This window comes from Hydrogenophaga sedimenti, assembly GCF_051857515.1.
Taxonomy (GTDB): Bacteria; Pseudomonadota; Gammaproteobacteria; order Burkholderiales; family Burkholderiaceae_C; genus Hydrogenophaga.
On record NZ_JBPZHA010000010.1, the window covers coordinates 85,197 to 108,613 of the forward strand.

The window sequence follows — 23,417 nt, forward strand, 5'->3', positions numbered from 1 at the left end:
CCTGCGCAGTTCGTATACGGCCGCCGTAACGGCCAATGGACCCATATCCGGGACTTGGATCCGGCCATCCATCGCGGCAGGCTGTGCGGCTGTGTCTGCCACGGATGCGGCCGGGCACTCCAAGCCCACATGGGCGAGTCAAAGGCCTGGCACTTCCAGCACGATGTAGATGACGGAAACTGCAACCCGCAGCCGATGACACTCCTGCATGCTTTTGTACGCGATCGTCTGGCTGAGCGCCGCCAGCTCTGGCTGCCGGGAGGAGCGGTCGAGGTCGTTGCAGACGTGTGGGGCACTCGCAGAACGGAGTTCGTGGAGATCCAAGACCGGGTGTACGAGTTCAGCGAAGGCAAGTCAGAGCACCCCGTAGGTGATTTGCAACCGGACGTAGTGTTCACGATTCCAGGTCGGTGGGATCTCGCTCTCGAAGTTCGCAAGACCCACGCCGTCGATGCTGCTAAGGGCGAACGTCTGCGCTCTCTGTTCAAAGATGCCATCGAGTTTGACGTGTCGGACCTACCGGCGGCAGGCATTACGGAGTCTGAGCTCGATCAAGCTTTGAAAGAGCGTCACCGCTGGAAATGGGTGTCTTGGATGGAGCATCGCCAAGCTGAAACACGCTTCAGGAACCGGCTATCCTGGGAACTGAAGGAGTGGAGGGTCGACATCGGCTTCTTCACTCGGGCTATGCCGTATAAGCCGGTCGCGGCAGCCAAGCTACGGCAGGCACAAAAGCGTTTGGTGTGGGCAAAAGGCGAACTCGCAAGGATCAAGTTGGCCTGGAGTTCCAAGAGGGAACGAGCGGAGGCGCTTGGCGCGTTGGAACTTACCGATCGCTTCGCTGTAGCCTGCGCTGCGATGGAACTGCAGCCGGAGGACCTTCCCGTATTCTTCGCTCAGCGGGTACAGCTTGGCATGCAGCATCATCCCTACGCGTGGCAACTGCCCGTGTTCGCTGCCTTCGGCCTTGGTGACAAGGCTTTCGGTTCGGATGTGGTTGCGGCCTGGGCTGAAATCGCACTGCCTGACTGCGTGTGGTCCAAGCCTGATGAGCGGACTCGGAATGGTTTTAACCAGACGCGGGCTGCACTTCATGGCTACCTCGCGCAGTTGGTTGCCCAGGGGTTGTTGCTCTGGAATGGCAGGGCAAAAGCCGAGGACCAGGTGTTTCAGCCGGTCTTTGCGCGCCGCAGCGACTTCCTCGCATTCCTGTCCGAGTAGGGGCGGTTGTTCGACGCGAGTGTGCTGAAATTGAATTGGAGGAAGCGTGCTGCAAATTTCCACTGGAAAACTGTTTGCTAGACCCGTCGGTAGGGAAAACCTCCTGCGAGGCATGCTTTATACGAATGCCATCCTCGCTAGAGAGGAGGCTGTCGAAACAGTCGCAGGGCGACTGTCTGCGTCATCGAGCTATTCGATACGTCCAACGGTCTTGGTCTATGAGCTCACTGAGCGCATGGAAGCAGAAGAGCAGGGGCCGGGAGTGCTCGTCTCCTCGGGCGTCGAACCCTATCTTCAAGACTATTCTGTGGCAGTTTCATTTGCGTTGAATTGTGTTTGTACGCCCGACGTTGATCTGGCCCGGAGGCTGACGACGGGGCAGCGTGGATTGGCTACAAGGGTCGCTCCTCAAACGCTGGTCCACCGATTCTTCGATGGGGAGATCTGGTGCAAGCCGGATGAACTGACCTTTCTGGCAGAATTTCTTGGGAAGCTCATTGGCCTCCCTCGACATACCTTTTTAGGGGTCATGCGCGCGCTTCGGACGTACGTCAACGGAATGCATCGCATTGCTGATGATTTGGAACTGGCCTACACCTTACTCGTTGCGTCCGTAGAGTCACTGGCCCAGGACTTCGACGGTCATGAAAGCGACTGGGATTCGTTTGATGAGCGAAAGCGTAAGGCGGTCGATGAGGCGCTTTCTGGGGCAGAGGAAACGATTGCTCAACGTGTCAGGGAAGCCCTACTAAGAGTAGAGCATGTCGCACTGGCTCGGCGCTTCAGAGAGTTCGCAGTTGCCAATATCACGCCCGCGTATTTTCGTCAGACTTTCAGTGCTGGGAATGGCCTTCTGCTGGGTAGGTCGGACCTTGTGGAGGCGCTCGGTACGGCCTATCAATCGCGATCCAAGTACGTACATCAGCTCCGGCGGCTACCGGATGCCGTGACCCTGGGACATGGTCATGGCGAGATCGCAATCGAAGGTCGAACCACGCATCTGACCCTGCAGGGACTTTCGCGTTTGATGCGTAGTGTCATCATTGAGTTTGTTCTGCGCCAGCCTTCAGTGGAGCGTGAGCCGTATAACTATCACATGGAACGAAGCGGCGTTGTTCAAGTGCGCATGGCACCTCAGTTCTGGGTCGGTCGTGCCGAAGGTGACATCACGAAAGCAGGACGTGACAAGCTGGAGGGTTTTCTGCAGCAACTTGCATCTTGTCTTCTGAAGGAGCCCGATGCTGTCGTGACTGATTTGAGGCCTGTGCTGCGCGCTGCGTGTGAGTTTGTCCCGCGCCTGGAGAAACGCCTCAGATTGCCGTACTTGGCTTTGCATGCGTTGTTCAATATGCATGTTGCGAGACAGGATTTGGCCGAGATGTCTTCGGCAATCGAGGCGCTGATTCAAGAGGAGCTTGGAGAGCCTTCCTCGGAAGCGCTACTTGCTCACGCGGTCTCTGGACAAACTGTACCTTGGTCGTTGGAAGCCCATCGAGCGGCACTGAGCAACTACTTGCGTCGGCGTGCTGCCGCAAACGGTCTGAGGTTCCCGCGGCTGTTTGAGGCTGCGCTTGCCCTGGAGTTGGCCGAGCGACTTCGGGGCGTTGGCGACATGGAGGGATGTCGCGAAGTCGTTGCGCTAGCTGTGGAGAACCACCCCGGACATCCTGGGCTGTTGGAGGCCGAGACGAATTTGTTGCTCGCTTCTCCGATTCGTTGGCACGACATCATGCTGCCTGCCGCAGAAGATGCGCAGGCGCAGAGAGCCTGATCACTTTGAAAATCCTACAAAAAGAATCATGCCGTTTGACTATCTAGCAGCATTTCCCATCCCGGCTCATGCCTTGCCACCAAGGCTGCGTGGCCTGCTGGAACCTGTCGGCTTGTCGCCTAGCCAAGCTGTGGAGGTGGCCGCGATGCAGGAATCCGATGCGCATGTAGGGCAAGCTGAGCATCTGCATTTGCTGATGGCAGTGGTTCCCGGAGTGGAGGATGGCCCCATCGAAGTTCTTTCTGAGGCGGGCGATGGCGTGGTCGAGTTCTCTGTTCCTACCGGCGACATGCGTGGTTGCTCGACCGACTTTTCTCCGTCGATATCGGGTTATGACTACATCGTTGCGGCTTGGGGTGACAGCTCGTTCTACACCTTCAACCTAGCCGAGAAAGTCTGGATGACCCTTGGATTGACTCCCCGTTGTGTCGGCAACGATCAGCAACGCCTTGTCTACGATGACTTGGGGCTTCCGGAGTTCGGCGTGGCCGAGGGCGAGGTGTCCAGTGACTACCACTGGAACTTGAAGAGGTCGGTCAATTGGCACATGTCGAATGAATACCTTCGCCGCTACCTTTGGCTGCGTGGTGCGCGGGGTGTGCGAGCTTTCTACTATTCAGCCCAGTTGCAAGATCTACCTGAAGTACGCGCGATCATGGGAGGGGAGACTCATGTGAGCCGCAAGCCCGCTGACGGGATTGCTTGGTATGACTTGGATATCCGCGAGCACGAAGGTGGGCTTCTGGTCCAGCTCTGGGCTTCCGTCGAAGCGGTGATGCCGGAACTATGTCAAGAGCAGACTGCTGAGGGCATTCTGTGGCCTGGTGACGCGCAGGCCATGACTCACGCGCGTGCGAATGCCCTGCTGGGGGTGGATCCGGTCTACCTCCATGATCGATTCCTCCAGAAGTACGAACAGAGCACTTTCTACGACACGACTCCGACTCGTATTGGGGGACAGTGGTACTGCAGTCCGTCATATAGAGGGCAGTGGAGTTTCACCGAATGCCGTCGGGTCGGAAGAAATTTGATCCAAGTGCCAATGCGTGAGCTGTACAAGCCGAAGCCGGATCGCGAGGTCATTCACGCCCGATCATTTGCAGTCGATCCGGCCGACCTTGCCTATGCAGACCTGAACGAAGAGCATGTGGTTGCCAAGGTGCAGCGGCTGCTCGATGTGCTTCTACGATTGGGCGATGGTCTTTCCGCACTAGGCGTGACTGTGGGGCTGAACAAGTCGGCAGTAGAACTGACTGGTTTTGATCGTGCAGAGGTTGTGGCCAATGGTTGGATGGCCTATCCGACGCTCAGTCGGTTGGCCCAGGTCGCACCATTCGACCTGTCACAACAGATGTTCTTGGCTCGCTGCAAGAGTTTGCACGAGGTATGGCAACGCGTTCCAAATGGCTACCTCAAGTCATTGTTGGAGGGCGCCGGATGTCCGAGAACTGCTGTCAGGGATCTCGGAAGCCTCAAGCTGCTGCAGGCGCTTCTAAATGTCATCGAAAGACTGAATGCTCACGAGGAGGCAAGCGATGCCTTTGCCTCGGCGACAGAGCCGGAAGGTTGGCGCGACCGCAGTGAAGCCATGGCGCCCCTGTTCCTCAACAACGACCTTCGAATCGCCGACGCTCACGAAACCGTGGAGCAGTGCCTCGCGACCCTGCAGCGCCTTGGTTTCGACACAGCGAACGTCAACGCAGGCTACGGTCGGGCCCTCGATTTCGTCATGGACGGCGTCATCAATGCTCTGGAGACAGTGGCCGTAGCACTCGGTAAGCTGTTGAAGCTGCCGTAGACAGCCAATCAGCTGGCAAAGGACACTGCGTTTTGTGTATCCTATGTCCTGATTGACGATGGTGTCGCAAGAGTTGCTTCCCCGCGAATCGCTCCATTTCCCGCGTCAGCAAAAGATGTGCGGTGTTGACGGTAAGAGTGACGGTAAGGCCCCATGTTGATCACAGTCAATCCCTTTAACCACGCGGGTTTGGGCGTCTTGTTGATGATGGAGTGGGAGTGAGCCGGCGCGGCGCCTGAGACACCGCCGCCGGTCGCGCCGGTACTGTTCAAATAAACAGTATCTGTGCAGAATGGGAATCCGCAAACGCAGCCCGAGGAGGTGTTGCATGGATCCCCAACGTCATGATTTCTATCTGATGCTGCACCTGCCGCCGGCGGTCGCCCAGGTGGTCGGGCGCCTTCAGCGGCAGCTCAATACTTCGTACCACGGCCCGTCGAAACCCATGGCCCTGGACAGGCTGCACGCCACGCTCGTGCCGCTGGGGTCGTACCAACATCGGATTCCTCCCGAGGTTCTGCGGCTTGCGCGAAGCGCCGGAGCGCTGCTGGAGGAAGCACCGTTCCCGGTCTGTTTCGATACGCTGCAATCCCGCGGTCCACAGCGCGAAGTCGGCACGGTCGAACTGGCGGGACATGGCGCCGGGGTGCGGCCCCTGGTCCTTCTGCGCCGGCAACTGGTCGCCGCCTTGCTCAAGGTCGGCTGGCCCGCCGAATGGATACGGCCCGGCTTCACCCCGCACATCACCGTGGACTACCAACACAAACCGGTCAGCGCCCGACGCATCGAGCCGCTGGTGTGGGAGGTGGTCGAATTTCTCCTGGTCGACAGCCACTACGGCAAGGGATACCACGAGGTACTGGGGCGCTGGCCACTGCGGAACCGGCAGCCGTCGCTGTTCGACTGAAGGGGCGGCCAAGCCGGTGCGGGACAATGGCGCCATGAACGACGCCGACTACATGGGCCTGGCCCTGACGGAAGCCGTGGCCGCACACGCCGCGGGCGAGGTGCCGGTCGGCGCCGTGGTGGTGCACCAGGGGCGGGTGGTCGGTGTCGGGCGCAACGCACCGATTGGTGCCCACGACCCGACCGCCCACGCCGAAATCGTCGCCTTGCGGGCTGCGGCGCAAACCCTGGGCAACTACCGGCTGGACGACTGCGAGCTGTACGTCACCCTGGAGCCCTGCGCCATGTGCAGCGGCGCCATGCTGCATGCGCGCGTGCGCCGGGTGGTCTTCGGTGCCAGCGACCCCAAGACGGGGGCTGCCGGTTCGGTGGTGAACCTGTTCGGGCAGGCGCAGCTGAACCACCAGACACTAGTGCAGGGCGGCGTGCGGGCCGAGGAGTGCGGGACGCTGCTGAGCGGCTTCTTCAAGACGCGCCGTGATCAGCAGCGCCGTGAGGCCCATCCGCTGCGCGAGGATGCCTTGCGCACGCCAGAGAAGTGTTTCGACGGGCTGCCCGGTTACCCCTGGTCGCCGCGCCACGTGAGCGATCTCCCTTCGCTGGCCGGCCTTCGCCTGCATTACCTCGACGAAGGGCCACAGGATGCGCCCCGCACCTGGCTGTGCCTGCACGGCAACCCGGCCTGGAGCTATCTCTACCGCAAGATGATCCCGGTCTTCCTCGCTGCCGGCGACCGCGTGCTCGCACCCGACCTGATCGGCTTCGGCAAGAGCGACAAGCCGAAGAAAGACACGTTCCACCGTTTCGGCTGGCACCGCGATGTGCTGCTCGAGTTGGTCGAGCGGCTGGACCTGCGCAATGTGGTGCTGGTGGTGCAGGACTGGGGCGGACTGCTGGGCCTGACGCTGCCGATGGCGGCGCCGGCGCGCTACCGTGGGCTGCTGGCGATGAACACCATGCTCGCCACCGGAGATGCGCCGCTGACCCCGGGCTTTCTCGCCTGGCGGGAGATGTGCGCCCAAAAGCCCGACTACGACCTGGCGCGCCTGTTCGCACGGGGCAACAGGCACATGGACCCCGCCGAATGCGCGGCCTATTCGGCCCCGTTCCCCGACCGCGGTCACCGCGCCGCGCTGCGCGCCTTTCCGGCGATGGTGCCCGAGCAGCCAGACGACGACGGCGCAGCCCTCTCGCGTGCAGCGCGCGACTTCTGGCGCCATCGCTGGCAGGGCCAGACCCTCATGGCCATCGGCACGCAGGACCCGGTGCTGGGCGAGCCGGTGATGCGCCAGCTCGCCGCATCCATCCGCGGCTGCCCGGCACCGATACTGCTGCCCGAGGCAGGACACTTCGTGCAGGAGCACGGCGAGCGCATCGCCGTGCTGGCCTGCGAACATTTTTCCCGTTGAATCTCCATCCATCGCCATTCATGAGCCACATCTACATCTATTCCCCGTCCAGCGCCGTGCGCGACAAGGCCGCTTTTCGCCGTGGCGTGAAGCGGCTCCAGGCCCTGGGCCATGAGGTCGAGATCGACGAGGCAGCACTGAGCAGCCATCTGCGCTTTGCCGGCGACGACGCCACGCGCATCGCGGCGATCGGCCGGGCCGCCGCCAGCGGTGCCGACGTGGCACTGATTTCGCGCGGCGGCTACGGCCTCACCCGCATCCTTCCGGGGCTGCCGTACAAGGCCCTGGCCAAGTCGGTCGAGCGCGGCACGCAGTTTGTGGGATTGAGCGACTTCACCGCCCTGCAGTGCGCGCTGCTGGCCAAGACGGGGGCCGTGACCTGGGCCGGGCCGGCGCTTGGCGAAGACTTCGGCGCTGAAGAACCCGACGACATCATGGAAGCCTGTTTCGACGATCTTGCCGACGGGCAGGGCGAGGGCAGTGGCTGGCAGTTGCCGAAGAAGGATCTGCCCTGCCTGCCGGCGGCGAAGGGCGGGGAGGGCGCCACCCTGCATCTGCGCAAGGCCACGCTCTGGGGCGGCAATCTGTCGGTGCTGTGTTCGCTGGTCGGCACGCCCTGGCTGCCGCAGGTCAAGGGCGGCGCGCTGTTCCTGGAGGATGTCAACGAGCATCCGTACCGGATCGAGCGTCAGCTGACGCAGTTGCTGCACGCGGGCATCCTGGACCGTCAGAAGGTGATTTTGCTGGGCAGCTTCAACCGCTTCAAAACGGTGCCCCACGATCGGGGATTCAAGCTGCAGACCGTGATCGACTGGCTGCGGACGCAGACCAGGACACCGGTCCTGACCGGACTGCCCTTCGGGCACGTGCCGACCAAGGTGTTGCTGCCCGTGGGGCAGGAGGTGGAACTGCTGGTGCAGGGACGCGATGCCCTGATCTTCTGGGGGTGATGGTGCGGTGAGACTGCGCGTGGCCGACGGCTCAGCGCATCTGCCGGGCAGATTCCATCAGGCTCTTGGGCAGCAGGCCCTGGAAAGCCGGCGACAGGCTGCGCACCAGATCCACCGCCTTGGCCTCGCCATGCACCCGGCTCAGAACCGCCACCATCTCGGCGCGGGCAAACCAGAGTGCGTGGGCGTCATGCACGTACATGAGCCGGTGTTTCAGGCGCGGATTGGCTTTCGCGCCTTCTTCGCCGAGCGCGGAAAGCATGGCCTGCCTGACCGGTTCCAGCGACTCGGGCGAGTGCTTCCGGACTTCGTTGCCCAGCAAGGCAGAGATGCTGTGGCGAAGGGAGGGCTTGATCCAGCGCATGGGCAATTCCTCAACGACTAATGTGTTTTATGGGCTCAGGATACGACTCCGAACCCCGCTCGAGCAAGGGTCCGATCTTGATAGAAGTCAATAAAACAACAGCCAAATCAATCGTTTAGAAAGACTGTTTAAGATATTGCGTGTACAGGCTGAGGCGGTCCGTGATCCTTCGTCTTCACGGCTTGGTTGCACCAAGGCGAAAAGCTAGAACCTTTGGACGCAGCTACCCGAAAAGCGCGAACAGCGCTTCAGAAATACCTCTTCTTGGTCGATGGAAAAAGACGGTTCGTGATAAACCACACGATCTCCGGCCTGGATGGGCCGGTTTTTTGCCCTCTGCTCTCATAGGGTGTCGCACCGGAACATTGTTTTGACTTCATGGCCGAACTGACGATTGCCTTTGTGGACCTGACCGGTAGCGTCTCGGTGTTCGAGACGCTGGGCAATGACCGCGCGGCCAAGGCAGTGACCAAGCTCACCCAGTGGATCGGCTCCATGGGGCTGGAGCACCACGGCAAGGTGGTCAAGATGCTGGGGGACGGCGTGCTGCTGTCGTTCACCAACAACCGGATGGCGGTCGAGTGCATGAGCACCATCCAGCTGGAGCATTCGCAGCGGGTGGCCCAGTGGCCCAACCGCCTGAAGCTGATGATGCAGATCGGCATGGCGCGTGGCCAGGTGGTGCAGGTCGATGGCGACTGCTTTGGCGATGCCGTCAACGTGGCCTCGCGCCTGAGCGATCTGGCGGGGCCCGAGCAGATCCTCTGCAACGACGCAGTGATCCGCAAGCTGGGCAAGGGGCAGCACGTGCGCAGCCGCAGCCTGGGGCCGATCCGGATCAAGGGCCGGGTCGAGCCGGCAGAGGTCTTCCGCATCGAGTGGCAGACCGAGATGCTGTCGGAGTTCCTGACCCTGCCGGCCGACCTGCATGCGCTGCGCAAGACCACCGAATCGGTGTTCGGCGGCATCGAGCTGGGCTGGCTGGACGCCAGTCAGTCGTTCAACCTCACCGACCTGCCGCTGAAGATCGGCCGGGTGCCCGAGGCCGATTTCGTGGTCAACGATCCGCGGGTTTCGCGCATGCACGCGGCGATCGACATCCGCTCGGGCAACTACCTGCTCGAAGACACCAGCAGCTATGGCACCTGGGTGCGTTTCGCCGGCGCCGACAACGCCATCGCGCTGCGCCGCCAGGAGTGCCTGCTGCACAGCGACGGCGAGTTTGCGATGGGCGCTCCGTTCACCGACATCAGCGCCCCGACCGTGAGCTTCCGCCTGGTCGACGGCCAGATGGTGCTCGGCCACGGTCCCCTGCGGACCTGATCGCGGTCCTCCGCTACACGCTTTCCCGGTGATGTTGCGGCGGCGCTGGCCGCTACGATGGCGCATGGTCAGGAGACACACATGCGTTGGGTGAAGCGTTCCGCTCAAGGGCTGGCAGCCCTTCTGATGTTGGTATTGGTGGCCTTGGCCTACCTCGCCTTGCGAAGCCTGCCCGTGATGGACGGCGAACTGGCCCTGCCGGGTCTGCGCAGCCCGGTCCAGGTGCAGCGCGACGACGCCGACATCACCCACATCCATGCCAAGGACCCGCGGGACGCCTGGATGGCGCTGGGTTATGTGCACGCGCAGGAACGGGGCTGGCAGCTGGAGATGAACCGGCGCCTGATGCGCGGCCAGCTGTCCGAGGTGTTTGGCAAATCCACGCTGGAAACCGACCTGCTGATGCGCACGCTCGGCATCCGGCAGGCGGCCCGGGCGCAGATCGCCGGCCTGGACGAGCCGAGCCGGCAGGCGCTGCAGGCCTACAGCGACGGGGTGAACGCCTTCTTCGCGCACCGGACCGGAACCTTGCCTCCCGAGTTCCAGATACTGCGCATCGACCCCAGGGAAGAGGCCGCGGCCGGCCGCTACTGGGAACCGGAGGACAGCGCCGGCTGGTCGCTGATGATGGCACTCGATCTGGGCGGCAACTGGGGCAACGAACTGGCCCGCCTGTCGGCGCTGCAGGTGCTGGACACCAAGGCCTTGTGGGAACTGTTCCCGCCGTACCCGGGCGAAACGCCGGCCGCGTCGGCGGATCTGGCCACCCTGTACCGGCAGCTGGGGGTGTTCCGGACCACACCGGCCGTCAGCCTGACCGCACCACCCACCGGCGACCGGCTGGCCCAGGGCATTCGCGAGTGGGTCGACACGCTGGGCCACGTCGACAGCAAGGGCTCGAACAACTGGGTGGTCGACGGCGCACACAGCGCCAGCGGCAAGCCGCTGCTCGCCAACGACCCTCACCTGGGCCTGAGCGCGCCGGCCATCTGGTACTTCGCGCGGCTGCAAGCGCCGGACGTGGCAGGGCTGCGCGGCATGGACGTGATCGGAGCCACCCTGCCGGGCACGCCGTTCGTGGTGCTGGGGCGCACCCCCGATGTGGCCTGGGGCTTCACCAACACCGGACCGGACGTGCAGGACCTCTACCTCGAACAGATCGACCCGAAGGACCCGAAGCGCTACCGCCTGCCAGCGCCGGCCGGGCAGGAAGCCTGGGCGACCTTCACCGAACGGGTGGAAACCTTCAAGGTCAAGGGCGGACCCGACGTCACCCACACCGTGCGCAGCACGCGCCACGGCCCGGTGCTCAGCGACGTTCCGGGCCGGACGCAGGAACTGGTCGACACCGGGCGCTATGCCGTCGCGCTGCGCTGGACCGCCCTGGACGCCGACAACCGCAACGTGCAGGCGACCGCGGCGTCCAACCGCGCCCGTTCGGTGGCCGAGCTGCTGGAGGCTTTCCGCGATTTCCATTCGCCGATGCAGAACGCCGTGATGGCGGACCGCAGCGGACGCATCGCCTACAAGGCGGTGGGCCGGGTTCCGGTGCGCGCAGCCGGCAATGACATCCGCGGCATCGCGCCGTCGCCCGGCTGGGACGTGCGCTACGACTGGACCGGCTGGCTGCCCTACGACGACACGCCGCAGGACGATGGCCGCCGGGGCTGGATCGCCACCGCCAACCAGCGCATCCATGCGGCCGACTATCCGCACTTCCTTACCCAGGACTGGGCCGCACCCTACCGGCACCAGCGCATCGAAAGCCTGCTGGCGGCCACGCCCAGGCACGACATGGCCAGCTTCCGCGCCATCCACGCCGACCAGCATTCGGAGGCGACGCTGCTGCTGGTGCCTTACCTGCTCAAGGCGCCGTCAACGCATGCGCTGGCCGACGCCGCCAAGGCGCAGTTCAAGGGCTTCGCCGGCGACATGTCGGCGAACGCCGCGGCGCCGCTGATCTTCAGCGCCTGGGTCGACGAGTTCACGCGCGGGGTGATCGGCGGGCGGCTGGGCAAGGAGAAGTTCGAGAAGCTCTACGGCAAGCGCCTGTTCCGCAGCGCGGTCGAGGGCATCCTGGCGCGCGACGACAAGGCCTGGTGCGGCGCGCAGGGCTGCGCGGCGGCCAGCGGCGCGGCACTGGACCGTGCGCTCGACAAGATCGCGGCGCAGCAGGGCAGGGAGGTGCCGGGCTGGCGCTGGGGCGTGGCGCATCCAGCGCTGTCGGTGCACCGGCCGTTCAGCAATGTGGGCGCGCTGGCGCCGATGTTCGAGGTGCGGCGCGAAACCGGCGGCGACCCGTTCACGGTCAACGTGGGTCAGTACCACCTGGACAAGGCCGATGCGCCGTACGCCAACCGGCACGCGGCCAGCATGCGGGCGATCTACGATCTGGCCGATCCGGAAAACTCGCGTTTCATCTACCAGACCGGGCAGAGCGGCAACCCGTTGTCGGGCCGCTACCGCGACATGGCCGACGGCTGGGTGGCCGTCGAGTACCGGCCCCTGCGCATGGCGCCAGGCGCCTGGCGCAGCAGCCTCACGCTGCACCCCTGAGGGCGCAGCGGCGAAAGGTCAGGCGGTGGCGTTCAGCCGGCTGTGGGCCGGACGCTGGGCGGCGCCCAGTTGGGCCAGGGCGGTATCGCTGTAGCGACGGCTCGCAGCGCCCGACTGCTGAGCGCCCATCTTGGCCACCAGCGTCTGGAGTTCGCCAGAAGAGATCCGGCCATTGCCGTCCTTGTCGGCGGCCTGAATCACCGCATCCATGCGCGAATTCTCTGACGGTGGCTTGGACGAGACGGCGGTGTTCCCCAGCGGATTGGTCGAGGCCTCGGCCACGACTTCGGACACCGCCTCCTCACCACCACCTTCTTCGGCCGCAGCGACTTCTTCGCCACCACCACCGTCGCTGCCGCCGGAAATGGCGCCAGCAATGGCCGCCGCCAGCAGCGAGCCGGCGATGTCGGAGAACGAGCTTCCACCGCCGCCGTCGGCCAGGGCGCCTTCGCCCGAAGTCGTCGTGGTCGTGGTGGTGGTCGTGACCACGGTCGTGCCGGCCGGCGCGATGCCAAATTCTTCCATCGAAATCATGTGGTCACCGTCGGCGTCGAGCTCGGCAAACCGGGCCTCGTCACCGCGGGACTGCACGAATGCCTGGGTGCCACCCATGGCGCCGAGCATGCTCTGCATCATGGCGCCGACCTCGTTGCCGTTGAGCGAACCGTCCTGGTCGGTGTCCAGCGAGGCATACAGCTCCGAACCACCTTCACCGACCTCGATGCCGAGCTTGCCGGCCAGTTTTTCCAGTGCGGCCTGGAACTCGCTCTGGTCCACGCCACCACTGCCGTCGGTGTCCATTTTCTTGAGCATCTTGTCCTGCAGGTGCGAGGACAGGGCGCCGTTCATGGACGACATGGTTTGCGACCAGGCGCTGCTGTTGCTGGTGTGGACGGTGCTCATGGAGGGGTTCCTTTCAGGCGGCGGATGTTTCCGGGACGCACCAATGGTCCCGCAAACAAAACCCCGGAAAGAAAGACAACAGCGGGGAGGAAAACCCGCTGTTCGCCCGATTGGCGCCGCCGGCGCTCGTTTACTTGAGCTTGCCCGAGAGGAACTGCGACAGCCGCTCGGACTGCGGGTTGACCAGCACCTCGCGCGGGTTGCCCTGTTCCTCGATGCGGCCCTGGTGCAGGAACAGCACGTGGTTGCTGACCTCTCGCGCGAAGCCCATTTCGTGGGTCACGACCACCATCGTGCGGCCTTCTTCGGCCAGCGTGCGCATCACGCGCAGCACCTCGGTCACGAGTTCGGGGTCGAGCGCGCTGGTCGGCTCGTCGAACAGCATGACCTCGGGCTCCATCGCCAGCGCGCGCGCGATCGCCACGCGCTGCTGCTGGCCGCCGGACATGTGGGCCGGGTACTTGCCCTCGACATCGCGCAGCCCGACCTTCTCCAGGTACTTGCGTGCGGTGGCGATGGCCTCGTCCTTGCCCTTGCCGAGCACATGCATCGGCGCCTCGATCACGTTTTCCAGCACGGTCAGGTGCGACCAGAGATTGAAGTGCTGGAACACCATCGCCAGCTTGGCGCGCAGGCGCTGCAGCTGCTTGTCGTCGGCGGCCTTGAGCATGCCGTCCTTGGCGGTGACCAGCTTCATTTCCTCGCCGGCCACGACGATGCGGCCCTGCTGCGGGCGCTCCAGCAGGTTCATGCAGCGCAGGAAGGTCGACTTGCCCGAGCCGGACGAGCCGATGATGCTGATCACATCGCCCGCCTTGGCGGTCAGGGAAATGCCCTTGAGCACCTCGTGCGAGCCGTAGCTCTTGCGGATGTCGATCGCTTCGAGTTTGGTGGTCATGGTGCGTTCTTGGAATTCAGGGACTCAGCAGGTTGCCAAAGCGGATCGGGGTGTCGCCGGCGACACGGCAGACTTCCATGCCGGTCGTGGCCCAGCGCAGGTTGTGGCGGGCGTAGACGATGCCGTCGATGCTGCTGCGGATCTCGGTTTCGCGCGGTGTCAGCGGATCGACGATGCGCGCCAGCAACTGGTTGGCGGCCACCCGCTCGCCGACGTTGGCCACAAAGTCGACCACGCCAGGGTGTGGCGCGTGCAGGGATTCGGTGCCCGCCAGCGGCGTCGGCGCACACAGCGCCTCGGGCAGGGCAGGGGCCGGGCCGGCGAGCACGCCCGCATGGCGCAGGTAGCCGATGATGCCTTGCGCGTCCTGGGTGGCCAGCGCGTCGGACACATCGGTCTGGCTGCGCAGCTCGACCGTGGTGCTGGCGCAGCCCAGCGGAATCGGCGCCTGGTCGGCAAAGTGGTCGCGCAACCGCCACCACGGACCGGACAGGGCTTCGTCGAACGAGATCGACGGGCCGGAGCCACGCGCCCACAGCAGGGTCTGTGCGCCCAGCAGGCGGGCCAGCGGCTCCATCAGCGGCAGCATCGGCTCTTCGACATACATGTGAAGAATGGCCTCGAAGTCGCAATGCAGGTCCAGCACCACATCGGCGTCGCACGACAGGGTCATCAGCACCCGGCGCATGCTCTCCAGCTCGGTGGTGACGGCCTGCTCCTGCAGCACCGCGTGCATGGCCGCGCGCACTATGCCCTTGTTGGTTTCGGCGTCTGGTGTCAGCTGGGGAGCGATCCTGTCCTTGACCAGATTGAAGAAGTCCGGGTAGTTCCGGTTGAAGTTCTCCATGGTCAGCAGCTCGAAGCGGCCGAGCTGGTGGTGCATCAGGCTCTGGTCCAGGCCGATCGGGTTGCACACCGGCACCAGCACCACCTCGCCAGGAACTTCGCCGCAGGCTTCGGCGGCTTCGAGCAGGCCACGCAGCTTGTGCGCGGTCAGCATGCCCGGCAGCTCGTCGGCGTGCAGGCTGGACTGGATGTAGGCCTTGCGGCCATTGGCGGCCTGACCGAAGTGCAGGCTGGTGATCTGGCGCTGGGTGCCCAGCGACGGAGAAAGCAGGGGGTGGTGGAGCTGTCGCATCCGAAGAAGGGAGAAACGGGGTCAGTGCGTGCGCGGGCGCAGGTAGGCCAGGAAACGCCGCTCCAGCAACCGGAACACGTAGACCAGGGCGAAGGTCAGGATGAAATACAGCACCGCGACCACGATGAACGGCTGGAAGGCCAGGTAATAGGTCTTGTAGATCGCATACGCCGCGTTGGTCAGGTCGTACAGCGCGGGCACCACGCTGGCCAGCGACGTGGCGTGCAGCATCATCACGACCTCGTTGGAATAGCCGGGCAGGGTGCGGCGCAGGGCGCTGGGCAGCACCAGGCGGAACATCATGTTCCATTTGCCGAAGCCGGCCGCCTGGGCCGCTTCGATCTCGCCCGCGGGAGTTTCCTTGATCGCGCCGGCCAGCATCTCGACCGTGTAGGCGCAGGTGTTGAGCGAGAACGCCGCCACCGCGCAGAAGAACGGGTCCTTGAACAGCGTCCAGGGCCAGACCGTGTCCCACAGCGCCTGCACCCATTCGAGCTGGGCGATGCCGTAGTAGATGAAATAGACCTGGATCAGCAGCGGCGTGCCGCGCACCACGTAGGTGAACAGCCAGACCGGCACTGACACCCAGCGGTTGCGCGAGACCCGCATCAGGGTCAGCGGCAGCGTCAGCAGACCACCGGCCACCAGGCTGATCGCCAGCAGCTCCATCGTCGCGAGAAAACCGGTCCAGTACAGCTGCAGGTTCTGCGGCTGAAAGATGATCGCAAACTTGTCCATCAGAAATCTCCCCGCTTCACGCCCGCCGAGTAGCGGGTCTCGGCCTTGCGCAGGAGATAGAGACTGACGGAAGAAATCAGCAGATAGAGGAAGCCGGCGAACGCCATGAAGATGATGGCCGCGCCCGGAATCTGGCCACGCGCCGCGGCGCCAGCCTGTTTGGCCAGGTTGGTGATGTCGGCCAGACCGATCACCGAGACCAGGGCCGTGGCCTTGAGCAGCACCAGCCAGTTGTTGGTGAAGCTGGGCAAGGCGAAACGCACCATCTGCGGCAGCACCATGCGCCGGAAGGTGTAGAAGCGACTCATGCCGAAGGCCCAGCCGGCCTCCGATTGCCCCTTGGGCACGCTCATGATGGCGCCGCGGAAGGTTTCGGTCATGTACGCGCCGTACACGAAGCCGATGGTCAGCACGCCGGCCACGAAGGGGTTGATCTGGGGACCGCTGCGGTAGCCCAGCCGTTCGGCGATGTCGTTGACCAGGATCTGCCCGCCGAAATACAGCAGCAGCATCCAGACCAGATCCGGGACACCCCGGATCACGGTGGAATAGATATCGCCGACCCAGTTGAGCCAGCGATAGGGAGAAAGCTTGGCCGCCGCCCCGGCCAGGCCGAGCACGGCGGCGACGACGAGGGCGCCCAGCGAGACGCCGATGGTGACCAGAAGGCCCTGGAGGATGTTGATCAGGTAGGTCGTCATCGGCGCTCGCGAAGGTCAGCCCAGTGGGATCAGGAGCCCCAGATGTCCACGCCAGGAACGTGCTTGTCGGCCAGTTCCTTCCACTTGCCGTTGTCACGGATGGCCTTGATGGCGCCGTTCAACGCGTCGCGCAGGGCGGTGTCTTCCTTGCGGATGGCCACGCCAGCACCGTTGCCGAAGTACTTGGCATCGAATTCCACCGGGATGCGGGTGCCGGCGCAGCTGTAGGCCTTGCCGTCAGGAGTCGACAGGAAGCCGCCGTTGACTTCGACCACGTCGGCCACGGTGCCGTCCAGACGGCCGGACTTGATGTCCAGATAGACCTGGTCCTGTGCGTCGTAGGGAACGATGGTCGCGCCCGCGGGCTTGAGCTCACCCATGGCGTACTTCTCTTGCGTGGAAGCCTTGAGCACGCCGATCTTCTTGCCCTTGAAGCCGGCGGCTTCGGCACCCAGCTTCAGGTCGGACTTGACCACCACGCACGACGGCGTGTTGTAGTACTTGCCGGTGAAGTCCACCGCCTGCTTGCGCTCTTCGGTGATGGACATCGACGAGATGATCGCGTCGTACTTCTTGGCCTGCAGGCCGGGAATCATGCCGTCCCAGGCTTGCTCCACGAACACACACTTGCTCTTGAGCTGATCGCACAGGGCCTTGGCGACATCGACGTCAAAACCGGCAGGTTCGCCCGCGTCGGTCTTGTAAGTGAACGGCTTGTAGGTCGGGTCGATGGCAACACGCAGCTCAGGCCATTGGCCGGCCGGTGCGGGCGCGGCGGCCGGTGCCGCAGCAGCGGGAGCGGGCGCAGCAGGCGCGGCCGGTGCCGGCGTTTCGGTCTTGCCGCAACCCACCAGGCTGGCGGCGCCAATGAGACTGAGGGACAGGAACAGATGCTTCATGAATGTCCTTGAAAAGTTGAATGGGGTGGCCGGATTGGACTCCCGCCGGTGGGCAACATTGTAGGTCTGGGCAGTCCAATTGCCCGATGCACCAAGCTGGTGTTTCCCCGGATGCGTCGGCCGGCTTGACGTGGATCAGAGCAACATTCGGGCCGCCCGAAAGGCTGTGTGCCGCCCGTCTATATAACTTAACATAATATACATCGTGGAATATCAAGACTTCACCAAGAAAGAAGCCCCGCAGCCCGAGAACCCGCACCGATCCACGAAAGCACCGCTCTCCTGTATCCTCGCCGGCGCCATCGGTTCCCCCGGTCATTTGCTGTCGAGGCTCCCATGATTTCATCGAAACTGCGTGCAAGGTGGGTGACTGCCGCGCTCTGTCTTGCGGCCCTGGCAGCCTGCGGAGGTGGCGGAGACAAGCCGGAACAGGACGAGTCCACGGCGGCCCCCACCACCGATATTCCGGTGGATTTGTCCGGCTCCTGGGTGAGCTCGGGCGATGTGGTCGTGGGCCTGCTTCGTCTTGAGCAGAACGGAGATCTGGTCAAGGGAACGGTCGAGAACGAATACGGAAGCCAGCCGATCAGCGGAACGGTGTTCGGATACGACCTGGCGTTTTCGTTTGCCCAGGTGCGAAGCAGTTGCGAGGTCCAATTGAACTGCTTTGCCACCCTGTTCGATGAGCAGATGCGAGGCTCGTGCAAGCTCGCCAGCCAATGCCCAGGGCAGCCCGCCTCCACCCGAAACGGGCGCATCACGCTGACGCGCGAATGACGCACTGACTGCACAGTGTGCGTTGGCCGCGGCTTCATCGGCCTTCAGAGCCAGAGGAATGCCGCCGCCGCGATCGCCGTAGGACCGGCGGCGCCAAGCAGCAAGCCGCCGGCGCCGATGGATTCGTCGGCAAACCCCCTCCGCAGGAGCGCCACCCCCGCCGGATTTGGTGCATTGGCGATCACGGTCAACCCGCCACCGGCGACCGCGCCGGCCACCAGCATGTACTTCGACCCGTCGGAAATGCCCACGATCTGCGAGCCGAGGTAGGTCAGGGCCGCATTGTCGGTGATGGCGGTCAACCCCAGAGAACCCAGGAACAGGGCCAGGGGTTGCAGGCCCGACACGATGGGCTGCAGCCACCAGCTCTGCATGCCCCCGAGGACCACAAGACCCGCGAGAAAGAAGGCGACCAGCAGAGCCTCCTTGATGATCAGCGGGCTCTGATGGCGCTCGTAGGCCTGCGTGAAACCGAGGAACATCAGGAACAGTCCCAGGAAGGCCACCGGATGGTGTGCCAGCAGCACGACGCCCGCCAGCAGAGCCAGGTGCACGGCGATCACCGCCCAAGGCACCGGAGCCTTCACCTCCGTCTCGCCCGATCGCGAAGACGCCGAGATCACGTGGCGCCGAAGCACGAAGGCGCAGGCCGTCGCATTGACCACCACCGCCAGCGCCGCTTTCCAGCCAAAGGTGACAAACATGAAGGCACTGTCCCACTGCCAGGTGGACGCCACCATCAACACCGGAGGCGCGGCGTAGGACGTCAGCGTGCCTCCGATGGAGACGTTGACGAAGAGCACGCCGAGCGCCAGGTACTTGACGCGCTCCGGCACGTCCGGCCGGAAGATCTGCGGGGCGAGCATCAGCGCCGCGATGGTCATCGCGGCCGGCTCCGTCACCACCGAGCCCAGCAGGGGCACCGCGGTCAGGCCCAGCCAGACCATGGCCAGCGGGGTGGGCATGGGCATCGCGCGGGCGAGCAGGCGCACGAGCTGCATCACCGTGTTCAACACCGGCCGGGAGCCGGCGATCACCATCACCACGAACACGAACAGCGGTTCCGTATAGTTGCGCGACTCCGCATAGGCGAGCGCCCCGCCCCCACCGGCGATCAGCGCCATGGCGGCGACGAGCACCATGGCCCAGAACCCGAACACGACCTCGACCTCACCGAGGAGGTGAAACAGTCCTGCATGTCGGGGGTATTTGTGCGCCAGTCGCTCGAACTGCCTGGCAGCGAACGTGTGGATCAGTGCGATGGCGAAGAGGATGGCTGCAGTGACTTGCACCGCCGGTTCCTGGGTCGGGTTCATGGTCGTCCTTGATCTGCGTGGCGGCCCGACCGACGCATGAACCTGTTGACAGGCAATGTGCCAACACCCGCCAAGGAGTGTAATCCAGCAAAAAACCCCGGTCTGGCGGGCACCAGACCGGGGTTTCGGGGATCAGCGTGGCACGTCAGTCTTCGACGAAGGCTTCTTCCCGCTTCTTGCTGATCGACGGCAGCAGCACGATCACCAGCAGGACCACGGCAACCGCCAGCAGCGAGGCCGACAGCGGACGGGTCACGAACACCGACCAGTTGCCGCGAGAGATCAGCAGCGCGCGCCGCAGGTACTCTTCCATCATCGGCCCCAGGATCAGGCCCAGCAGCAGCGGCGCGGGTTCACAGCCGAGCTTGATAAACAGGTAGCCGATCAGGCCGAAGATCGCGACCATCCAGATGTCGAAGCTGTTGTTGTTCGTCGAGTAGACCCCGATGGCACAGAACAGCACGATGGCCGGGAACAGCCAGCGGTAAGGCACCGTGAGCAGCTTGATCCAGATGCCGATCAGCGGCAGGTTCAGGATCACCAGCATCAGGTTGCCGATCCACATCGAGGCGATCAGGCCCCAGAACAGCTCGGGGTTGCTGGTCATGACCTGCGGGCCGGGCTGGATGTTGTGGATGGTCATGGCACCGACCATCAGCGCCATCACGGCGTTGGGCGGAATGCCCAGCGTCAGCAGCGGGATGAACGAGGTCTGCGAACCGGCGTTGTTGGCCGACTCCGGCGCGGCGACGCCGCGGATGTTGCCCTGGCCGAACGGCACTTCGCCGGGCTTGAGCTTGGTCTTCTTCTCGATCGTGTAGGCCGCGAACGACGACAGCAGCGCACCACCACCGGGCAGGATGCCCAGCGCGGAACCCAGCGCCGTTCCACGGATCACCGCCGGAATCATGTTCTTGAAGTCCTCCATCGTCGGCATGATCCCGTCGACCTTGCCGGTGAACACTTCGCGGTCTTCTTCCGGCTGCGACAGGTTGCTGATGATTTCGCCGTAACCGAACACGCCCATGGCGATCGTGATGAAACCGATGCCGTCGGTCAGTTCGGGAATGTCGAACGAGAAACGGGCCACGCCGGAGTTCACGTCGGTGCCGACCAGACCCAGCAGCAGGCCCAGCAGGATCATCGACAGCGCCTTGATCAGCGAACCCGAGGCCAGCACCACGGCGCCGATCAGGCCCACGATCATCAGGGAGAAGTACTCGGCGGGGCCGAAGTTCAGCGCCAGTTCGGTCAGCGGCGGCGCGAACGCGGCCAGGATCAGCGTGCCGACACAGCCGGCGAAGAACGATCCCAGACCGGCGGCGGCCAGCGCGGGACCCGCCCTGCCCTTGCGCGCCATCTGGTAGCCGTCGATCACGGTCACCACCGACGAGGACTCGCCGGGCAGGTTCACCAGGATGGCGGTGGTCGAGCCACCGTACTGGGCGCCGTAGTAGATGCCGGCCAGCATGATCAGCGCGGCCACCGGCGGCAGGCCGTAGGTGGCGGGCAGCAGCATGGCGATGGTGGCCACCGGGCCGATGCCGGGCAGCACGCCGATCAGCGTGCCCAGCAGGCAGCCGACGAAGGCGTAGAGCAGGTTCTGCAGTGTGAACGCGACACTGAAACCAAGCGACAGGTTATTGATCAGATCCATGTTCGCTCCGGGCTCAGTGGGTCAGGAAGGACGGCCACACCGGGAACTGCAGGCTCAGCAGCTTCACGAAGGCCAGGTAGCTGCCAGCGGCAAGGATGGTCGCCAGGACCAGCGTGGCCTTGAGCTGGAAGCCGGGCTGCGCCAGGCTGGCGATGATCACCAGCGCGTACACGGCGACGATCAGCCCGAACGCCGGGATGCCCATGGAAGGCAGGCCAACCAGCAGCACGCCAAACGCCAGGTTGGCGCCGATCACGAAGCTCAGCGGTCGCCAGGCGAAGGCACCGATCTTGTCGCCGCCCGGTCCACCCTTGGACAGCGAGCGCACGGTGACGATCAAGCCGAGGATGGCCAGCAGGATGCCGAGCATGAGCGGGAAATACCCCGGCCCCATCTTGGCGGCCGTGCCGACCTCAAAGCTGGTGGCACCCCAGGCGAAGCTGGCGCCGACCGCCATGAACATCAGCCCTGAGAAAAAGTCCTTTTGACTGGCTAAAGCCACAACACGTCTCCTTATAGTTGAAACACACGGCATTCTGCGTGGCATTCGCTAGGCGATTCATGTGGGTTACACCTACGCAGCAGCGTGGTGGCGCGAGGCTGGCGTCAGCGCGATCCGGGGCGTGCGTTGCGCAGGCGCGCAGCAATCAGGTCGGCCAGATCCTGGCGGTCGGCCCGGCGCGCGAAGTCGACCGCGGTCAGACCCTGCTGGTTGCGCAGCGAAGGGTCCGCGCCCTCTTCCACCAACAACCGCACCACGTCGGCGTGGCCGTACATGGCCGCCATCATCAGCGGCGTCGTCTTGTTGGGCGACTCGGCATCGATGTAGGCATGGCGCTCCAGCAGCAGGCGCACCATGTCCAGGCTGTCGGGCTCCGGTCGCGAGGCGGCGTAATGCAGCGGCGTCCAGCCGGGCTTGTTGACCTCGGCACCTCGCTGGATCAGGGTCTTTGCGATGTCCAAATGCCCCTTGATGGCCGCAATCATCAGCGGACTCTCGCCGGCGGTGTTGCGCAGCTCCACCTTGACCGAGCGCTGGGTCAGCAGGAAATTGGCGACCTTGAGCGAGCCCTCCCGCAAGGCCACCGTGAGGGCCGGATCGCCGTTGTCGTCGCGCGTGTTGAGGTCAAAGCCCCGCAGAGCCAGACCCACCATGGCCGACTCGTTGTCCATCGAAGCCGCCTTGAAATAGTCGTCGAACGTGCCGGCGGCCGCCAGATTGCAAAACAGAAAAACCATACTGAGAACAATATGGTTTTTGAGATTTTTAAGGTGTTTCATGAACTTGAGACCACCCTGGTGAAGAGCCTGTCGAAATTCTCGCTGGTGGCTTGTGCCACCGTTTCCTCCGCCAGGCCCCTGATCTCGGCAATCTGCCTGGCCACGAACGGCACCAGCGCGGGATTGTTGGTCTTGCCGCGGTACGGCACCGGCGCCAGGTAGGGGCTGTCGGTTTCGATCAGCATCCGGTCCAGGGGCACGAAGCGCGCCACCTCGCGCAGGTCGGCCGCGTTGCGGAAGGTCAGGATGCCGGAGAACGAGATCATGAAACCCAGATCCAACGCCGCCCGCGCCACCGCTTCGGTTTCGGTGAAGCAATGGAACACGCCGCGCGAAACGGGGTGGGTACCGCCGCCGGCGAATCCGCCCTCTTCCTGCAGGATCGCCAGCGTGTCGTCCGACGCACTGCGGGTGTGGATCACCAGCGGCAGGTCGGTCTGGCGCCCGGCGCGGATGTGGACCCGGAAACGTTCGCGCTGCCACTCCATGTCGGCAATGCTGCGCCCGTTGAGGCGGTAATAGTCGAGCCCGGTCTCGCCGATGCCGACGACACGGGGCCGCGCGGCTCGATCCAGCAGATCGTCCAGCGAGGGCTCGGTCACACCCTCGTTGTCGGGGTGCACCCCCACCGTCGACCAGAGCATCGCGTGGTCGCGGGCCAGTGCGTGCACCGCCTCGAACTCTTCCAGCGTGGTGCAGATGCACAGCGCACGGTCGACCTGCGCCTGCGACATGGCGCTCAGGATGTCGGGCAGATTGGCCGACAGTTCGGGAAAACTCAGGTGGCAGTGGGAGTCGGTGAACATGCGAA

21 protein-coding genes are annotated in these 23,417 nt (G+C 64.2%); 9 read left to right on the top strand and 12 right to left on the bottom strand.

Going from position 1 to position 23,417, the window contains the following annotated elements; genetic code table 11:
* Positions 1-129 precede the first annotated feature (129 nt).
* The 6 genes from ACS5NL_RS16595 (at position 130) to ACS5NL_RS16620 (ending at position 8,055) form a co-directional block, all read left to right on the top strand.
* Entirely contained in the window at positions 130-1,221 is a 1,092-nt protein-coding gene (locus ACS5NL_RS16595) for a hypothetical protein (protein WP_043565461.1), read from the top strand.
* 46 nt (positions 1,222-1,267) lie between these two features.
* Positions 1,268-2,992: a hypothetical protein gene (locus ACS5NL_RS16600; RefSeq protein WP_015014574.1), complete on the top strand. Its 1,725-nt coding sequence runs from the start codon at positions 1,268-1,270 to the stop codon at positions 2,990-2,992.
* A gap of 28 nt (positions 2,993-3,020) precedes the next feature.
* Positions 3,021-4,790, top strand: a complete 1,770-nt coding sequence (locus ACS5NL_RS16605; protein WP_015014573.1) for a hypothetical protein — start codon at positions 3,021-3,023, stop codon at positions 4,788-4,790.
* 328 nt (positions 4,791-5,118) lie between these two features.
* Complete coding sequence (locus ACS5NL_RS16610; protein WP_439354985.1) at positions 5,119-5,697, top strand: 2'-5' RNA ligase family protein; 579 nt, start codon at positions 5,119-5,121, stop codon at positions 5,695-5,697.
* A gap of 34 nt (positions 5,698-5,731) precedes the next feature.
* Positions 5,732-7,105, top strand: a complete 1,374-nt coding sequence (tadA, locus tag ACS5NL_RS16615) for a tRNA adenosine(34) deaminase TadA (protein WP_439354986.1) — start codon at positions 5,732-5,734, stop codon at positions 7,103-7,105.
* A 20-nt stretch (positions 7,106-7,125) separates the two neighbouring features.
* Positions 7,126-8,055 carry an LD-carboxypeptidase gene (locus ACS5NL_RS16620; RefSeq protein ID WP_439354987.1) on the top strand — a complete coding sequence of 310 codons (930 nt, stop codon included), beginning with the start codon at positions 7,126-7,128 and terminating at the stop codon, positions 8,053-8,055.
* Positions 8,056-8,086: 31 nt separating this feature from the next.
* On the opposite strand, the gene ACS5NL_RS16625 is transcribed toward ACS5NL_RS16620, so the two are convergent.
* Positions 8,087-8,419 (bottom strand): hypothetical protein, encoded by a 333-nt coding sequence (locus tag ACS5NL_RS16625; protein WP_439354988.1) that lies wholly within the window; start codon positions 8,417-8,419, stop codon positions 8,087-8,089.
* Between the two features lie 378 nt (positions 8,420-8,797).
* On the opposite strand from ACS5NL_RS16625, the gene ACS5NL_RS16630 reads away from it, so the two are divergent.
* Together ACS5NL_RS16630 and ACS5NL_RS16635 are read left to right on the top strand one after the other, a co-directional pair.
* Positions 8,798-9,742, top strand: a complete 945-nt coding sequence (locus ACS5NL_RS16630; protein WP_439354989.1) for an FHA domain-containing protein — start codon at positions 8,798-8,800, stop codon at positions 9,740-9,742.
* Between the two features lie 81 nt (positions 9,743-9,823).
* Positions 9,824-12,298 carry a penicillin acylase family protein gene (locus tag ACS5NL_RS16635; RefSeq protein ID WP_439354990.1) on the top strand — a complete coding sequence of 825 codons (2,475 nt, stop codon included), beginning with the start codon at positions 9,824-9,826 and terminating at the stop codon, positions 12,296-12,298.
* Positions 12,299-12,316: 18 nt separating this feature from the next.
* Here the strand turns inward: ACS5NL_RS16635 and ACS5NL_RS16640 are convergent, their stop codons facing one another.
* The 6 genes from ACS5NL_RS16640 to ACS5NL_RS16665 form a co-directional block, all read right to left on the bottom strand.
* Positions 12,317-13,201 carry a hypothetical protein gene (locus tag ACS5NL_RS16640; RefSeq protein WP_439354991.1) on the bottom strand — a complete coding sequence of 295 codons (885 nt, stop codon included), beginning with the start codon at positions 13,199-13,201 and terminating at the stop codon, positions 12,317-12,319.
* Between the two features lie 130 nt (positions 13,202-13,331).
* Entirely contained in the window at positions 13,332-14,099 is a 768-nt protein-coding gene (locus tag ACS5NL_RS16645) for an ABC transporter ATP-binding protein (RefSeq protein ID WP_439354992.1), read from the bottom strand.
* 16 nt (positions 14,100-14,115) lie between these two features.
* Complete coding sequence (locus ACS5NL_RS16650; RefSeq protein ID WP_439354993.1) at positions 14,116-15,237, bottom strand: succinylglutamate desuccinylase/aspartoacylase family protein; 1,122 nt, start codon at positions 15,235-15,237, stop codon at positions 14,116-14,118.
* A 21-nt stretch (positions 15,238-15,258) separates the two neighbouring features.
* The gene (locus tag ACS5NL_RS16655) at positions 15,259-15,975 is read right to left on the bottom strand and encodes an ABC transporter permease (RefSeq protein WP_439354994.1); all 717 of its coding nucleotides are present in this window, start codon (positions 15,973-15,975) and stop codon (positions 15,259-15,261) included.
* Complete coding sequence (locus tag ACS5NL_RS16660; RefSeq protein ID WP_439354995.1) at positions 15,975-16,676, bottom strand: ABC transporter permease; 702 nt, start codon at positions 16,674-16,676, stop codon at positions 15,975-15,977. Before ACS5NL_RS16660 ends, ACS5NL_RS16655 begins: the two co-directional genes overlap by 1 nt.
* Positions 16,677-16,705: 29 nt before the next feature.
* Complete coding sequence (locus tag ACS5NL_RS16665; RefSeq protein ID WP_439354996.1) at positions 16,706-17,575, bottom strand: transporter substrate-binding domain-containing protein; 870 nt, start codon at positions 17,573-17,575, stop codon at positions 16,706-16,708.
* Positions 17,576-17,911: 336 nt separating this feature from the next.
* On the opposite strand from ACS5NL_RS16665, the gene ACS5NL_RS16670 reads away from it, so the two are divergent.
* On the top strand, positions 17,912-18,352 hold the full coding sequence (locus tag ACS5NL_RS16670; protein WP_439354997.1) for a hypothetical protein: 441 nt from the start codon (positions 17,912-17,914) through the stop codon (positions 18,350-18,352).
* 44 nt (positions 18,353-18,396) lie between these two features.
* Here ACS5NL_RS16670 and ACS5NL_RS16675 read toward each other — a convergent pair whose 3' ends face one another.
* From ACS5NL_RS16675 to ACS5NL_RS16695, 5 genes are all read right to left on the bottom strand, one after another.
* On the bottom strand, positions 18,397-19,668 hold the full coding sequence (locus ACS5NL_RS16675; protein WP_439354998.1) for a putative Na+/H+ antiporter: 1,272 nt from the start codon (positions 19,666-19,668) through the stop codon (positions 18,397-18,399).
* Between the two features lie 145 nt (positions 19,669-19,813).
* Positions 19,814-21,325: a tripartite tricarboxylate transporter permease gene (locus tag ACS5NL_RS16680; RefSeq protein ID WP_439354999.1), complete on the bottom strand. Its 1,512-nt coding sequence runs from the start codon at positions 21,323-21,325 to the stop codon at positions 19,814-19,816.
* A gap of 13 nt (positions 21,326-21,338) precedes the next feature.
* A complete protein-coding gene (locus tag ACS5NL_RS16685) occupies positions 21,339-21,827 on the bottom strand; it encodes a tripartite tricarboxylate transporter TctB family protein (RefSeq protein WP_439355001.1) in 489 nt (162 codons plus the stop codon).
* 104 nt (positions 21,828-21,931) lie between these two features.
* Entirely contained in the window at positions 21,932-22,564 is a 633-nt protein-coding gene (locus ACS5NL_RS16690; protein ID WP_439355003.1) for an ankyrin repeat domain-containing protein, read from the bottom strand.
* A 38-nt stretch (positions 22,565-22,602) separates the two neighbouring features.
* Positions 22,603-23,412: a TatD family hydrolase gene (locus ACS5NL_RS16695; protein ID WP_439355004.1), complete on the bottom strand. Its 810-nt coding sequence runs from the start codon at positions 23,410-23,412 to the stop codon at positions 22,603-22,605.
* Positions 23,413-23,417: the final 5 nt, after the last annotated feature.